Origin of the sequence: Microcystis sp. M53602_WE12 (assembly GCF_030065455.1) — a bacterium.
GTDB lineage: Bacteria > Cyanobacteriota > Cyanobacteriia > Cyanobacteriales > Microcystaceae > Microcystis > Microcystis aeruginosa.
The window spans coordinates 1-13,177 of record NZ_JASJFB010000487.1 but is presented as its reverse complement, the minus strand read 5'-3'; the positions used below and the strand labels follow the sequence as shown (position 1 = coordinate 13,177).

The 13,177-nt window shown below is 45.3% G+C and carries 11 protein-coding genes; 6 read left to right on the top strand and 5 right to left on the bottom strand.

Features of this window, described 5'->3' with window-relative positions; translation table 11 throughout:
- Positions 1-395 precede the first annotated feature (395 nt).
- Together ctaD and PX482_RS16235 are read right to left on the bottom strand one after the other, a co-directional pair.
- Positions 396-2,072, bottom strand: coding sequence for a cytochrome c oxidase subunit I (gene ctaD / locus PX482_RS16240; RefSeq protein WP_002758397.1), 1,677 nt, complete (start codon positions 2,070-2,072; stop codon positions 396-398).
- A 29-nt stretch (positions 2,073-2,101) separates the two neighbouring features.
- Positions 2,102-3,067 (bottom strand): cytochrome c oxidase subunit II, encoded by a 966-nt coding sequence (locus PX482_RS16235; RefSeq protein WP_149987483.1) that lies wholly within the window; start codon positions 3,065-3,067, stop codon positions 2,102-2,104.
- Positions 3,068-3,381: 314 nt separating this feature from the next.
- Here PX482_RS16235 and PX482_RS16230 point away from each other — a divergent pair, with 314 nt between their 5' ends.
- Positions 3,382-4,302 carry a COX15/CtaA family protein gene (locus tag PX482_RS16230; RefSeq protein WP_288027964.1) on the top strand — a complete coding sequence of 307 codons (921 nt, stop codon included), beginning with the start codon at positions 3,382-3,384 and terminating at the stop codon, positions 4,300-4,302.
- 13 nt (positions 4,303-4,315) lie between these two features.
- A complete protein-coding gene (locus tag PX482_RS16225) occupies positions 4,316-5,266 on the top strand; it encodes a heme o synthase (RefSeq protein WP_288027962.1) in 951 nt (316 codons plus the stop codon).
- A gap of 158 nt (positions 5,267-5,424) precedes the next feature.
- Here PX482_RS16225 and dnaA read toward each other — a convergent pair whose 3' ends face one another.
- Positions 5,425-6,759, bottom strand: coding sequence for a chromosomal replication initiator protein DnaA (gene dnaA, locus PX482_RS16220; RefSeq protein WP_288094424.1), 1,335 nt, complete (start codon positions 6,757-6,759; stop codon positions 5,425-5,427).
- 170 nt (positions 6,760-6,929) lie between these two features.
- Here dnaA and def point away from each other — a divergent pair, with 170 nt between their 5' ends.
- The 3 genes from def to hemB all read left to right on the top strand — a co-directional run bounded on the left by def (position 6,930) and on the right by hemB (position 9,687).
- On the top strand, positions 6,930-7,508 hold the full coding sequence (gene def / locus PX482_RS16215; protein ID WP_288027960.1) for a peptide deformylase: 579 nt from the start codon (positions 6,930-6,932) through the stop codon (positions 7,506-7,508).
- Between the two features lie 425 nt (positions 7,509-7,933).
- On the top strand, positions 7,934-8,590 hold the full coding sequence (gene folE, locus PX482_RS16210) for a GTP cyclohydrolase I FolE (RefSeq protein ID WP_288027958.1): 657 nt from the start codon (positions 7,934-7,936) through the stop codon (positions 8,588-8,590).
- A 116-nt stretch (positions 8,591-8,706) separates the two neighbouring features.
- A complete protein-coding gene (gene hemB / locus PX482_RS16205; protein ID WP_002758385.1) occupies positions 8,707-9,687 on the top strand; it encodes a porphobilinogen synthase in 981 nt (326 codons plus the stop codon).
- On the opposite strand, the gene PX482_RS16200 is transcribed toward hemB, so the two are convergent.
- A complete protein-coding gene (locus tag PX482_RS16200) occupies positions 9,684-10,292 on the bottom strand; it encodes a chromophore lyase CpcT/CpeT (RefSeq protein WP_288094421.1) in 609 nt (202 codons plus the stop codon). The genes hemB and PX482_RS16200 overlap by 4 nt on opposite strands.
- A 77-nt stretch (positions 10,293-10,369) precedes the next feature.
- Between PX482_RS16200 and PX482_RS16195 the strand changes: the two genes are divergently transcribed.
- Positions 10,370-12,448 (top strand): thioredoxin domain-containing protein, encoded by a 2,079-nt coding sequence (locus tag PX482_RS16195; protein ID WP_288122682.1) that lies wholly within the window; start codon positions 10,370-10,372, stop codon positions 12,446-12,448.
- Positions 12,449-12,706: 258 nt separating this feature from the next.
- Here PX482_RS16195 and PX482_RS16190 read toward each other — a convergent pair whose 3' ends face one another.
- Entirely contained in the window at positions 12,707-13,027 is a 321-nt protein-coding gene (locus tag PX482_RS16190; protein ID WP_288093775.1) for a hypothetical protein, read from the bottom strand.
- Positions 13,028-13,177 lie beyond the last annotated feature (150 nt).

Here is a 13,177-nt window from a genome sequence, read left to right as displayed (position 1 = left end):
TGATGATAATTGACAGAGAGTTGAGAATCTTCGAGCGTTGAACCTTGCATGATTGAATGTCCTTAGTTTACACGGGAGACGGGGAGCTTTTTCTCAGTGATCAGTAAACAGTAAACAGTAATTAGGGTTTGCGGCAAAAAGTTTTTCGTGGGGGTAGGGTGTGGGGTGTGGGGTGTAGGGTGTAGGGTTTTACCCGTTTTCAGAGGGTCAATTACCTAATTTTCGGGGAAAAAGTACCTGAATTTTCCCCCCGACCACTCCCATGGCGGGCACTTTTTGATTTCAAAAAAGCCTAAAGATATTATCCAACAAGGTTTTTAGATTTATTCAGCAACCCCTAATTAGTGAACTGAAAACTCACATCTGATAACTGATAACTGATAACTGATAACTGATTATTGGGATTCGGCGCCCACTTCGGCGAGGAGATCTTGTACTGATTCCGCTGCTTCTGATTCCTCCAGATCAATACCGTAATCGTAGGGGCCGGACCAAAGAATCGGCATTTCCTCGAAATTCTCGATAATTGGGGGAGAGGAGGTTTGCCATTCTAGGGTTAAAGCGCGCCAAGGATTACGACCGGCGGGTTGACCTTTAAAGGCACTCCAGACCATATTAATAGCAAAGGGAATACTCGATATACCGAGAATATAAGCCCCTGCGGTACTAAGAACATTTAAATCCTGAAACTGCACATCATACAGGGCAATACGACGGTTCATACCCAATAATCCCAATTCGTGCATCGGCATGAAAGTTAAATTCAAACCGATAAAACTGAGAACAAAGTGGATACGACCGAGAGTCTCGTTATACATCCGTCCGGTCATTTTCGGGAACCAATGGTAAACGGCAGCAAACAGGGCCATTGCCGTACCACCAAATAGTACATAATGGAAGTGACCGACGACAAAATAGGTATCGTGGACGTGGATATCGAAGGGAACAGAAGCCAACATAATCCCGGTCAAACCACCGATGAGGAAGGAAGACAGGAAACCGATCCCAAATAATAAAGACGTATTGAGACTAAGTTTACCCCCCCAAAGAGTGGCACACCAACTAAAGATTTTAATGCCCGTGGGAACGGCGATTAACATAGTTGCCGCCATGAAAAACATCCGTAACCAGCCGGGGGTGCCGCTGGTGAACATATGGTGGGCCCAAACGATTAAACCCAAGAAACAGATGGTGAGACTGGAATAGGCGATCGCTCGATAACCAAAAATCGGTTTGCGGGCGTGAACTGGTAATATCTCCGATATCGTCCCGAAAAAGGGCAAGATCATGATATAAACGGCAGGATGGGAGTAAAACCAGAACATATGCTGATAAACCACCGGATCGCCGCCGCCGGCAGGGTTAAAAAAGCTCGTGCCGGCGATTAAATCAAAGGACAAGAGAACGAGAGCAGAAGCGAGAACGGGGGTGGAAAGCAGTACCAGAGTCGAGGTGGCCAGCATTGCCCAACAAAATAGCGGCATACTGTACAAATCCATCTCAGGAATCCGCATTTTCAGGATCGTGGTGATGAAATTAATCGAGCCTAAAATCGAGGAAGTCCCGATCAATAAAAGGCTCAAAATCCACAATTCTTCGCCCCATTTGCCGCTAATTAAGCTTAAAGGTGGGTAGGAAGTCCAACCGGACTGGGGTGCGCCGACAAAGAAACTGGATAATAATAGCAGCCCGCCGGGGGGATTAAGCCAGAAAGCCACAGCGTTAAGACGAGGAAAAGCCATATCTTCCGCCCCAATCATCAGGGGAATGAGATAATTGGCAAAACCCGCCCCAACCGGAACGATCCAAAGAAAGATCATGATCGTTCCGTGCATGGTCATGAATTGGTTATATAGTTCTGGGGAGACGAAATCGGGGTCGGGAGTGGCTAATTCTGTCCGCAGCACTTCCGCGAAAGCACCGCCAATAAAGAAGAAAAGAAAGGCAGTCACCAGATATTGAATACCGATGACTTTATGATCGGTGCAGAAAGTAAAGTAATCTGTCCACTTGCGGTGATGGATCACCTCGGGAACGGTTGCTGGGGTGGTTATTTCCGTTGATGCTGTCATAATGCCAAGATTTTAGATGACAAGAAAAATTACATTTGCTGCTGATGGGCAACTTGGGCGAGGATTTCAGCGTCGATGCCCATTTCTTCGGTGTAGGGGGTCAAATATTGACTATCAGAGCGATCTTTAGTGGTCATGGCTACAGTTCGATCGCTGTCAACTTCGGCGATCGTATTATCCTGCACCCATTGGTCGTAATCGGCTTGGGAGTGAACTACAAAGCTAGATTTCATGCCGCCGTGATAGGCCCCGCAAAGTTCCGCACAAATGATCGGATATTGACCAATTTGGTTGGATGTGAACGATAAAACCGTTTCCTGTCCGGGGATAACGTCCTGTTTTAGACGCAATTGGGGAACCCAGAAAGCATGGATCACATCTCCCGCTTCCATATTCAGTTGCACGGGGCGATTGACGGGAGCGTGCAGTTCCCCGGAAACAATGCCAGTTTCGGGATAGGTGAAGATCCAAGCGTATTGAATGCCTTTAACATTGACCACTAGGGGGGGAACTCCTTCACCATCGTAGGAATTGCCGATACCTAGGGCTACTCTGCGATCGCCGCCCAGGGCCATCATCGTGCCGTGGTGATGACCGTGGTGGGCGATTTCTCCTTTGCCACCCTTGGAAATCAAGGGATCGAGACCGCCGATATTGTTATAAATCTCGAAGCTATAGACGGCAAGGATAAAAACGATTACCGTCGGGATGGCTGTCCAGAAGATTTCTAGGGGTACATTGCCCTCCACTGCCGGCCCGTCGGTTTGATCCCCCGGTTTACGGCGAAAGCGAATCACTATATAAATGATCACGCCTTCAACTATTAAAAATAGTCCCGTGGCGATGGTCATCATCAGATTAAAGATATTATCTATCTCCTGAGCATCTTCGGAAGCGGCCACAGGCATTAAGCCATGATTTTGGCCATACCAGAGACTAATTAAGGTCAAGGCGATCCCGAGTACGAGCGTCAGGATACTGCTGGGAATTTTCACGGTCTTTTCAATATTTTCAATAGTGGCTACTTATTCAAGGCTAAAACATGATTCCCCTATAGATGGGAAATTTAACCAGCATCTTCTGAGAATTTTATCTTTTCTTTGGGATCGTTTTCAGGGAAAGTATTTTAAATAACTAATTTTTATATCTTATTCTGAGTTTATGTAAACAAATGTAACGGAAATGGCCAGAAATCTAAAGAATATCTAAAAGCTTTTACCTGTCGTAAAAAAACTCATTCACAGTGATAACTAACTGGCAAACAAAGCCATGATCTTTGATGACAGACTCCTTGAGAACAGGCAAACCGATGACCGAATCTGTTTTTAACCCGACACCCCGAAGAGAAACCGGCCATATTCAGGTGTGGATGCGCCGCTTAGTCTGGAAAATTGCGATCGCTACTTTCGCCCTAATGGTGGTGGGTGCTGCCACCAGAGTTATGAACGCCGGTTTAGCTTGTCCCGATTGGCCGCTGTGTTACGGTCAATGGATTCCCAGTCAGCAGATGAATCTACAGGTATTTCTGGAGTGGTTTCATCGTCTCGATGCCTCTTTGATCGGGTTTAGTACGCTCGCTCTCGTCGGTCTGTCTTGGTGGTACCGTCGCCATCTTCCCCCTTGGCTGTTCCCCTCTGCGATCGCTGCTTTGGCTTTAATTCTCCTGCAAGGAGTCCTGGGAGGATTAACCGTGACCCAATTACTGCGATTTGACATCGTAACGGCCCATTTAGCCACAGCTTTGCTCTTTTTTGCCACCCTAATCGTCATTGCTATCGGTCTGACTCCCTACCGTGGCACAGGTACAGTCGGGAAACTAACCGGGATGGGAATGGTCGCCACCGGTCTAGTTTATCTGCAATGTCTCCTCGGCGGTCTCGTCGGTTCCCGTTGGGCGGCCCATCAGTGTTTAACGGTTTCCCAACTCTGCACCGTGATGAATAGCCACATTATCGGGGTTTTTCCCGCCACTATCTCGGTGTTAACCCTAGTTTTCTTCGCTTGGCGAGCTGCCGCTATCCATCCTCTCCTCAAAAAACTAGCTTTTAGCGCCGGGGGATTAGTCGCCCTACAGGTGTTTTTAGGCGTTGCCACCCTGAAACTACATCTCCAAGTGGAACCCTTAACCATTACCCACCACAGCATCGGTGCGCTATTGCTGGCAACCCTCGTCGCTTTTACCACTTTTGCCCTTCGCGATCGTTCTTTCGCGCCTATAAGCCATCTCTAAGGATTTAATCACGATGACTGGAACTCAAGCCCTTCGCCACCACGATAATTTTTTACAAGTCGCTAAAAGTTATTATCAACTCACCAAACCGCGAATTATTCCTCTACTGCTGATTACTACAGCCGCTTCTATGGAAATCGCCTCTAAAGGTCAGGTTTCCCCCCTATTACTCTTTCTTACTCTCCTCGGTGGCACTCTCGCCGCCGCCGCCGCTCAAACCTTAAACTGCATCTATGATCGCGACATCGATCACACCATGCTTCGCACCCGCGCCCGTCCGATCCCCTCCGGTCGCGTGCAACCCCTCCACGCCCTCATTTTTGCCCTCGTTTTAGCCTCCCTTTCCCTAGCACTTTTTGTCTTTTTTGTCAATACTTTGAGCGGATTTTTAGCAATGACCGGTATCGCATTTTATATGCTGATTTATACCCATCTGCTCAAGCGTCATAGTATCCAAAATATTGTTATCGGTGGCGCAGCTGGCTCGATTCCTCCCCTCGTCGGTTGGGCGGCAGTAACGGGCGATCTCGGTTGGATTCCTTGGATTTTATTCGCCATTATTTTCCTTTGGACTCCTCCCCATTTTTGGGCTTTGGCTTTAATGATCAAGGATGATTATGCAGAAGTAGATATACCGATGATGCCCGTAGTTAAAGGGGAAGAAGCCACTAGCGAGCAGATTTGGCTCTATACTTTAATCGTTGTTCCTTTCACTTTCCTCCTGATTTATCCCTTGGCTGCCTGTGGTGTGGTCTATGGTGTAGCGGCTTTAATTTTAGGGTTTGTTTTCCTGAAAAAAGCTTGGCGATTAAAACAGAATCCTTTTGATCGGGATATCGCTCGATCGCTGTTTAAATATTCCATTCTTTACATGATGTTATTATGTACAGCTATGGTGATCGATAGTTTACCCATGACCTCTCGTCTCATCGCTACAATTGCCAGTTTATTCTCCTGTAGTTAATCTCAGTTATCAGTTATCAGTTATCAGTGATCAGATGCGAGTTTTCAGTTCACTGAAAATACTTCCCACTTTCCCATCTCCCCCCGCAACGCGCACGAAGTGGTCTCCCCATCTCCCCAATTCATAATTGATAATTCATCATTCATAATTACCCCCGACTACTGATTGCGACTGAGGGAGTTAATTCGCTCGATTAGTTGGGCTAAGATTTCTTGTAATTGTCGGTCTTGATGTTGGGAAAGGTTGATTTTATCACAGCTATAAATAACGGTGGTGTGATCTTTGCCGCCAAATTCTTCGCCAATGCGCGGTAAGCTTAAATCCGTGTGTTGACGCATCAAATACATCCCAATCTGTCGGGCAAAACTAATTTCTCGTCGGCGGGAATTTCCTTTTAGATCGGCGATCGAGAGTTGAAACTTTTCCGCTACTACCGCCATAATAATCTCAGGAGAAGTGGCAATTTTGGCCATTGGTGGATTTAAAACCGGCGCGATATTTTCTACCGTCATCGGCAATCCAGAGATAGAAATATAAGTGGTAGCCCGGATTAATGCCCCCTCTAATTCGCGAATATTAGAAGTATAATTAACGGCAATATATTCGATAACTTCTCTTGGGAGACGCAGATTTTCGTACTCGGCCTTTTTTTGTAAAATTGCCATGCGAGTTTCGATATCCGGTGCTTGGATATCGGCGACTAATCCCATAGAAAATCGAGAAATTAAACGATCCTGTAAACTGGGAATCTGTTTGGGGAGGCGATCGGAGGCTAAAACTACCTGTTTTCCCGCTTCGTGCAGGGTATTAAAGGTATGAAAAAATTCTTCTTGAGTGTATTCTTTTCCTTCAATAAATTGCAGATCATCCACTAATAATATGTCCGCATGGCGATAATGATTACGAAAACTTTCCATACTATCTTGACGGATAGCGGTGATTAAATCATTCGTAAATTGTTCCGTCGATACATAAAAAACCCTGGATTGGGGATATAATTCTAGACGATAATGACCGATCGCCTGCATTAAATGGGTTTTACCTAATCCCACCCCACCACAGAGAAAAAGCGGGTTAAATTCCCTTCCGGGTAATTCCGCCACCGCTAAAGCAGCTGCGTGGGCCATGCGATTAGTTGGCCCGACAACAAAACGGGAAAAATTATATTTAGGGTTAAGTTGATTACTGGGGGATAATTCTGATTCTAAGCTAGTGTGAGGCTGGAAAATAGCGATCAAATCGCCCTGTTGTGCCGTGAGTTGAATCTCGACGGGATAACCGACGAGATCCTGCACTACTTCAGCAATTGTTGACAGATAATTTTTCTGAAGATGGTTAAGAATAAAAGGATTGGCAGCCTGAATTACTAAGCGATCGTTTTGCCATTCTTTAACCGTCGCCGTTTGAAACCAAGTCTCAAAAGCGGGACGGGTTAATAGTAATTTTAGACGCTCTAGGAGATTATGCCAAAGTTGTTGGGCGCTGCTGTCCACGGTTAATTTTGATTAAGTGGGTGGGTGTAATTAAATATAAGATGAACGTAGGTTGGGTTGAAGCATGAAACCCAACGCCTATCCACGGTTAATTTTGATTAACAAAGTTGCTCTAGTGCTGCTGCGGGGAAACCTTATCAGTTTAGCGAGATTTTTCCCCTCAAGATAAAATGATTTTCAGAGCGAAACAATTAATCTTTAGACAGATGACGCAAGTTTTAACAATCACCCAATTAGGAAATCCAATTCTACAGCAAAAAGCAGCAGCGATCGATAATCTTCTCGATGCTGACTGTCAAAATTTGATCGATTCCCTGATTAGCACCGTGCAAGCTGCCCACGGGGTGGGAATCGCCGCGCCCCAAGTTGCTCGGTCTCTGCGTCTGTTTATCGTTGCTTCTCACCCCAATCCTCGTTATCCCGACGCTCCGATGATGCCACCCACTGCCGTGATTAATCCTCGCATTTTGCGGGTCAGCGAGGAAATGGTCAAGGGTTGGGAAGGTTGCCTCAGTGTCCCCAATTTACGCGGTTTTGTCCCCCGTCATCAGTGGATCGAGGTAGCCTATTGCGATCGCAATGGTGGCGAAATCCGTCAAGTTTTCAGGGATTTTGTCGCGCGCATCTTTCAACACGAATACGATCATCTGGAAGGAATCCTCTTTCTTGATCGCCTTGCTTCTCTGGCGGATTTATACTCGGAGGAAGAATACCAAAAAATCAGTAATATTGCTGAATATAAGCGATAAAATCGCAAAATCTCTCTACATCTTCAAAATAAGTTAAATAGCTTAACGGGACTATCTTTATCTGGCGACAAAATTTTTGTTGGTAAATCTAAATTTTTTGTTAAAATGATAACGATTATCATTCTAGGAAACCTGCCCTAACAAACAAATGAACTACTTGACAAAATAAATTAATTATGCAGTAGAACTCTGCCCTCAATTAACTAGGGAGATACTCAAGACTTTTTCGGTGACTAGGAAAATCAATTTTTCCAGGTTTCCCCACGGAGATAACCCCAAAGACGAGGAAATAAACCGATAGCTTTCATTAGTTATCGTCTAGATGCCCAGAAAAATAAATACTCTAGCAAAGGGTATTTATTGACAATTGGTAAAATCAGAAAACTTTGCCGATCAATTAACTATTGGAGTCTGTAAAAATATCTATGACCTTAGCTAAGTCCAAAGCAATTTTCGACAATGATGACTACAATCACTTTCCCGAAGTGATTACCGAACCTAAATCGCCGGTATCGGAAGCCGAGATGATGCAAGCGGTAAGAACACTGCTGTTAGGATCAGGAGAAGATCCCGATCGCGAAGGTTTACGAGACACTCCTAAACGAGTAGTAAAAGCCCTAAAATTTCTCACTTCTGGTTATCAGCAATCCCTGGATGAATTGCTGAATGGGGCAGTTTTTCACGAGAATGCTAACGAGATGGTTTTAATCCGAGACATCGATATGTTTAGCTCCTGTGAACACCATATTTTACCGATAATCGGACGCGCTCATGTTGCCTATATTCCTAACGGGAAAGTGATCGGTTTATCGAAAATTGCCCGCATCTGTGAAATGTACGCCAGACGACTGCAAGTACAGGAACGTTTAACCGCACAAATTGCCGATGCTTTGCAAGGATTACTACAACCTCAAGGGGTAGCTGTGGTGATTGAAGCGACTCATATGTGTATGGTAATGCGCGGGGTTGAAAAACCCGGTTCTTGGACTTCTACGAGTGCCGTGCGCGGTATTTTTGCCGATTCTGCTAAGACTCGTCAAGAGTTTATGAGTTTGATTCGTCATAGTCCCGATTTTCACTAATTAGTCAGGGGGATCAGGATTATTTGATCGTCCTATCCCCGGTTTTTGCCTAGGTAAAAAACCAGAGCAAAACCAGCTATTTACTGTTTACTTTTTATTTTTGACGCGCTGTTATCATGCTGATTCGTCCCCGTCGTCTTCGTTATACTCCAGCGATTCGCCGTCTTGTTCGTGAAACTGAATTAACCGTTAATGACTTGATTTATCCCCTCTTTATCATGGAGGGAGAAAATCAAAGGGTTGCTATTCCTTCTATGCCCGATTGTTATCGTTATTCCCTCGATTTATTGCTCAAAGAAGTGGTTAATGCCTATAACTTAGGCATTAATGCCATCGCTCTTTTCCCCCTGATTGCCGAAGATAAAAAAGATAATTTCGGTAGAGAAAGTTATAATCCCGATGGTTTAGTGCCAAGGGCGGTGAAAGCGATTAAAAAAGAAGTCCCTGAAATAATTATTATTACCGATGTTGCCCTCGATCCTTTTTCGATTTATGGTCATGATGGTATTGTGGAGGACGGTAAAATTCTCAATGATGAAACCCTAGAAGTTTTAGTGAAAATGTCGCTCTCGCAAGCGGCAGCCGGGGCTAATTTCGTCGCTCCTTCCGATATGATGGATGGTAGGATTGGGGCGATCCGTCGAGCTTTAGATGCGGCTGGCTATTTGGATGTGGGAATTCTCGCTTATACGGCTAAATATGCCTCTGCTTATTATGGTCCCTTCCGAGATGCCTTAGAATCAGCACCAAAATTTGGTGATAAGAAAACCTATCAAATGGATGGGGCTAATAGTCGGGAAGCCTTACGGGAAGCCAGTTTAGACATAATAGAAGGGGCAGATATTATTATGGTTAAGCCTGCTCTGGCCTACCTCGATATTATCCGTCGTCTGCGCGATAGTAGCCATCTTCCCGTCGCCGCTTACAACGTCAGTGGTGAATACGCAATGATTAAAGCGGCGGCAAAACAGGGCTGGATTGACGAAAAAAGCCTGATTTTGGAAACTTTAATCAGTATGAAACGAGCGGGGGCCGATTTGATTTTGACCTATTTTGCTGCCGATGTGGCATTAATGAAACAAGAAAGCCGATTTTAGGGTTTTTGCCAGCGAAATTGATAGAAATTATCCTGCGCTCCCCATACCTGCTGCCCAAGGCTATCATAACCTCGATCGCTGGTATCCATGCCCTGGGAATGTAGAATAATTGTATTAGTTATTTTCACCGCACCTCTGGCATTAGTGGGACAACCCTGGGGGGGAGTTTCTCCCCGATAACCCCCCGCTATCGGTTTTAAAAACACAGTACACACCGACTCGGCCAAATCTGATACATTTAATTTTCTTTCTGTCAAGTCTTTGTTACAAAAATTAATAAAGTTAGGGGCATTATTTAACTTATAAGCTTTTGATTCCACAGTGGAATTATCGGGGCTAGGTTGAATGACTAAAATTCTTTGACGATAGGGTTGATTTAAGCGATCGATAATTGCCTGTTCCTGATAAAGATAAATACTATCCTGTTTGGGGGAAAAATCCACGGCACAGGTAATCATTTGCACCTTAGCAACGCGGGGGTTAGTGTGCGCTTGTTGCGTCGTATCCATAACCCCAATTAAATGATTAGCCACCCCCTGCACTTGCGGATTAAGGGGCAAAGATTGAGTGAGAAAAAATCCTAGGGCGATCGAAGTTTTCAGCATAAGCAGAGGCTTGATTCCGGTTAGTCTCTAATTAGCTTAAACTAATAAGCAGCAAGAGCAAAAAATCCCCTTTTCCCATGACTAATCATCTGGCTGCATCCGAAAGTCTTTACCTGCGAAAACACGCCGAAAACCCGATCGATTGGTGGTATTGGTGTGACAGCGCCCTAGAAATTGCCAGGAGGGAAGATAAACCGATCTTTCTCTCGATCGGTTATTCTAGCTGTCATTGGTGTACGGTTATGGAAGGAGAAGCTTTTTCCGATCGGGCCATTGCCGATTATCTCAATCACTATTTTTTACCGATCAAAGTTGATCGCGAGGAAAGACCGGACATCGATAGTATCTATATGCAAGCATTGCAGATGATGGTCGGTCAAGGGGGTTGGCCTCTGAATGTCTTCCTAACACCGGATAGTTTAATTCCCTTCTATGGTGGCACCTATTTTCCCGTGCAACCGCGCTTTAACCGGCCCGGTTTTCTGCAAGTGTTGCAATCGGTACGTCGTTATTATGACGAGGAAAAGGAGAAATTAAGCAAATTTACGGCCGAAATGCTGGGCGCACTGCGTCAATCAGCTATTTTACCCCGAGCAGAGACCAATTTAGCCGCTCCTTACCTTTTAGCCACAGGAATCGAGACAAATACGGCGGTGATTCGGGTTAATCCCAATAATTACGGTCGGCCCAGTTTTCCGATGATTCCATATTCTCATCTGGCTTTGCAGGGTAGTCGCTTTGGTGACGATTTTGACGATTCCCTCCGGCAAGCGGCCTATCAACGGGGGGAAGATCTGGCCCTGGGGGGAATCTATGACCATGTGGGGGGAGGATTCCATCGTTATACGGTGGATTCGACGTGGACAGTTCCCCATTTTGAAAAAATGCTCTACGATAACGGGCAAATTGTCGAATATTTAGCCAATTTGTGGAGTGCGGGTGATCGAGAGGCGGCCTTTGAGAGAGGGATTAAAGGCACGGTTAACTGGCTAAAACGGGAAATGACCGCCCCAGAAGGTTATTTTTATGCGGCCCAAGATGCCGATAGTTTTGAGAAGGCCACGGATGGGGAGCCGGAGGAAGGGGCCTTTTATGTCTGGTCGGATCGGTCGTTAAGGGATTATCTCTCGACCGAGGAATTGGGGCTGCTGCAGGCTAATTTTACCGTCACTGCCGAGGGGAATTTTGAGGGTCGTAATGTCCTGCAACGTCGGCAAGGGGGAGAATTAGGGGAGGAGATAGAAAATATGCTCGATAAGTTATTTATTCGGCGTTATGGCAGTTCTCAAGCCCAATTAGCTCTTTTTCCCCCGGCCAGAGACAATCAGGAGGCGAAAACTGTCTCTTGGCCGGGACGCATTCCGGCGGTAACGGATACGAAAATGATTGTCGCTTGGAATAGTTTGATGATTTCTGGTTTAGCCCGGGCCTTTGCCGTCTTTAGCGAACCTTTGTACTGGCAAATGGCTACTCAAGCGGCCGAGTTTATTCTCAAGCATCAGTGGTTAGATGGACGTTTTCAGCGCTTGAATTATCAGGGTCAGGCCTCGGTTTTGGCCCAATCGGAGGATTTTGCCTATTTTATTAAGGCTTTGCTGGACTTGCAAACCGCTAATCCCCAAGAAACTGGCTGGTTAGAGGCGGCTATCGATTTACAGGGGGAATTTGATCGCTGGTTTTGGGCCGAGGATGAGGGGGGATATTTTAATACTGCTTCTGATCATAGTCTCGATCTGATCGTGCGAGAACGGGGTTATACGGATAATGCCACCCCTTCGGCCAACGGAATTGCGATCGCTAATTTATTGCGTCTGTCGCGATTGACGGAAAATCTAGAATATCTCGATCGGGCCGAAAAGGCCTTGCAATCTTTTAGTACCATCCTAGAAGAGTCCCCCACCGCTTGCCCCAGTTTATTTGTTGCCCTCGATCACTATCGTCACGGTTTCTGTCTGCGCGCCCCGGAAAGCTCGATCGAGTCGCTGTTAAGTCGCTATTTGCCCACTGCGGTCTATCGAGTCGATGCCAGTTTGCCCTCTAGCACATTTGGGTTAATTTGTCAAGGGTTATGCTGCCTTGAACCAGCGGAAAATTTAGAACAGTTAGACCGACAAATTGCTGGGGTGATGAGGGGGGAGTCAATACTACTCGGTTAAGGTTTTTTTCTCTCTCAAGCAGAGAACAGTGATAAAAAAGCAATTAACGCTTTTTTAATCACCAAGATTCAGGATCATTGATTATTTTGACCAAAATGGACAGGAATGGAGATGATTTTCTTCTCAATTGTCAAAACGCCCACACCATTGGTCAAAGCCAGAGAGGTATCGCGGCTGGGGTTGTCTATTTCATAGCCGCTCTCTCAACGTTAAGTATTGACTCTATAACGATTGTACTCGATTTGATCGTTTGAGCGTTTAAGTCCCATTAGTTTTATCTTCAGCAATCCTATGGAGAACAAAAACATTATCTTGCTTTAAAAGCAGCCATCTTGTAAAAGGATAGCGTTTGACTTCTTGATAACCTTTGAGCAATCCAGAGGAAATCATGTAGTCATCACGATTTACCCACCAGTAACTTTTACCCCGCTGCGGCTCATATTTTATATCGTTTAAATACCAGCCATTAAATTCGTATCCCCCATCGATATATTCAGGAGTAACTCCCTGTTCCATCAAATCATTTAAGGCTTGCCACCGAGTTCGGTTCCAGGCTAAGTAGTCATGGGTTGCAGCCATAGTAAATCCGGTTCTTCGTTACTTGGTATGGTTCGATAGGGGGTCATAAATCGACTAAATCCTTATCTGGTAAGAGACTTAATTGATTAGTTCGCTCTAGATCAAAAACAATCGACAAAAATCGCTAAATGCCTTTCTATATAAGGGTTA

Excerpts from the sequence above, each read along its gene's own strand:
- PX482_RS16200 (WP_288094421.1), bottom strand. The coding sequence starts at position 10,292 with ATGCTGAAAACTTCGATCGCCCTAGGATTTTTTCTCACTCAATCTTTG.
- folE (WP_288027958.1), top strand. The coding sequence starts at position 7,934 with ATGACCTTAGCTAAGTCCAAAGCAATTTTCGACAATGATGACTACAAT.
- ctaD (WP_002758397.1), bottom strand. The coding sequence starts at position 2,072 with ATGACAGCATCAACGGAAATAACCACCCCAGCAACCGTTCCCGAGGTG.
- PX482_RS16190 (WP_288093775.1), bottom strand. The coding sequence starts at position 13,027 with ATGGCTGCAACCCATGACTACTTAGCCTGGAACCGAACTCGGTGGCAA.
- PX482_RS16225 (WP_288027962.1), top strand. The coding sequence starts at position 4,316 with ATGACTGGAACTCAAGCCCTTCGCCACCACGATAATTTTTTACAAGTC.
- def (WP_288027960.1), top strand. The coding sequence starts at position 6,930 with ATGATTTTCAGAGCGAAACAATTAATCTTTAGACAGATGACGCAAGTT.
- hemB (WP_002758385.1), top strand. The coding sequence starts at position 8,707 with ATGCTGATTCGTCCCCGTCGTCTTCGTTATACTCCAGCGATTCGCCGT.
- PX482_RS16195 (WP_288122682.1), top strand. The coding sequence starts at position 10,370 with ATGACTAATCATCTGGCTGCATCCGAAAGTCTTTACCTGCGAAAACAC.
- PX482_RS16230 (WP_288027964.1), top strand. The coding sequence starts at position 3,382 with ATGACCGAATCTGTTTTTAACCCGACACCCCGAAGAGAAACCGGCCAT.